This is a genomic window from Psychrobacter piscatorii (genome assembly GCF_001444505.1).
Classification (GTDB): domain Bacteria; phylum Pseudomonadota; class Gammaproteobacteria; order Pseudomonadales; family Moraxellaceae; genus Psychrobacter; species Psychrobacter piscatorii_B.
In genome coordinates this window covers 1-1,784 of record NZ_LNDJ01000022.1, presented here as the reverse complement: position 1 = coordinate 1,784, position 1,784 = coordinate 1, and the positions used below count along the sequence as shown (strand labels likewise).

Here is a 1,784-nt window from a genome sequence, read left to right as displayed (position 1 = left end):
TCACTTGTTTCTATTTAATACCTATTTTTTTATTTAGCACTTAAAGCTTACTTAACCGTCTTAGTAGTGGTGGAGCCAAACGGAGTCGAACCGTTGACCTCCTGCGTGCAAGGCAGGCGCTCTACCAACTGAGCTATGGCCCCATTATAAAATGGTGGGTCTAAGTGGACTCGAACCACTGACCCCCGCGTTATCAACACGGTGCTCTAACCAGCTGAGCTACAGACCCTGATACGTCCTAAAACGTAAGCTTAAACTAAAGAACAACTTGTTGTGAATTCTTGCTGACCGAATGCCGTCTATAAGGAGGTGATCCAGCCGCAGGTTCCCCTACGGCTACCTTGTTACGACTTCACCCCAGTCATCAACCACACCGTGGTGAACGCTCCCCTTACGGTTAAGCTATCCACTTCTGGTGCAATCAACTCCCATGGTGTGACGGGCGGTGTGTACAAGGCCCGGGAACGTATTCACCGCGGCATTCTGATCCGCGATTACTAGCGATTCCTACTTCATGGAGTCGAGTTGCAGACTCCAATCTGGACTACGATAGGCTTTTTGAGATTCGCATCACATCGCTGTGTAGCTGCCCTCTGTACCTACCATTGTAGCACGTGTGTAGCCCTGGTCGTAAGGGCCATGATGACTTGACGTCGTCCCCGCCTTCCTCCAGTTTGTCACTGGCAGTATCCTTAGAGTTCCCGGCTTAACCCGCTGGTAACTAAGGACAAGGGTTGCGCTCGTTGCGGGACTTAACCCAACATCTCACGACACGAGCTGACGACAGCCATGCAGCACCTGTATTCTAATTCCCGAAGGCACTCCCGCATCTCTGCAGGATTCTAGATATGTCAAGACCAGGTAAGGTTCTTCGCGTTGCATCGAATTAAACCACATGCTCCACCGCTTGTGCGGGCCCCCGTCAATTCATTTGAGTTTTAACCTTGCGGCCGTACTCCCCAGGCGGTCTACTTATTGCGTTAGCTGCGTCACTAAGTCCTCAAGGGACCCAACGACTAGTAGACATCGTTTACGGCGTGGACTACCAGGGTATCTAATCCTGTTTGCTACCCACGCTTTCGAGCCTCAGTGTCAGTATGATGCCAGGAAGCTGCCTTCGCCATCGGTATTCCTTCAGATCTCTACGCATTTCACCGCTACACCTGAAATTCTACTTCCCTCTCACCTACTCTAGCCTAACAGTTTCAGATGCAGTTCCCAGGTTAAGCCCGGGGATTTCACATCTGACTTATCAAGCCACCTACGCTCGCTTTACGCCCAGTAATTCCGATTAACGCTTGCACCCTCTGTATTACCGCGGCTGCTGGCACAGAGTTAGCCGGTGCTTATTCTGCAGCTAATGTCATCGCTAACGGGTATTAACCGTTAGGTCTTCTTCACTGCTTAAAGTGCTTTACAACCAAAAGGCCTTCTTCACACACGCGGCATGGCTGGATCAGGGTTTCCCCCATTGTCCAATATTCCCCACTGCTGCCTCCCGTAGGAGTCCGGGCCGTGTCTCAGTCCCGGTGTGGCTGATCATCCTCTCAGACCAGCTACAGATCGTCGCCATGGTAGGCCTTTACCCCACCATCTAGCTAATCCGACTTAGGCTCATCTAATAGCGAGAGCAACAAGTTGCCCCCTTTCTCCCGTAGGACGTATGCGGTATTAATTCGAGTTTCCCCGAGCTATCCCCCACTACTAGGTAGATTCCTAAGTATTACTCACCCGTCCGCCGCTCGACGCCTGATAGCAAGCTATCATCGTTCCGCTCGACTGCA

Annotated in this window: 2 tRNA genes and 1 rRNA gene; all 3 read right to left on the bottom strand. The window is 51.4% G+C overall.

Annotation, left to right across the window (positions count from 1 at the left end):
- Positions 1-67 precede the first annotated feature (67 nt).
- A tRNA-Ala gene (locus AS194_RS01575) sits at positions 68-143 on the bottom strand.
- A 9-nt stretch (positions 144-152) separates the two neighbouring features.
- Positions 153-229 (bottom strand) — tRNA-Ile (locus AS194_RS01570).
- Between the two features lie 73 nt (positions 230-302).
- Positions 303-1,784 (bottom strand): 16S ribosomal RNA (locus tag AS194_RS01565); the annotation flags it as partial.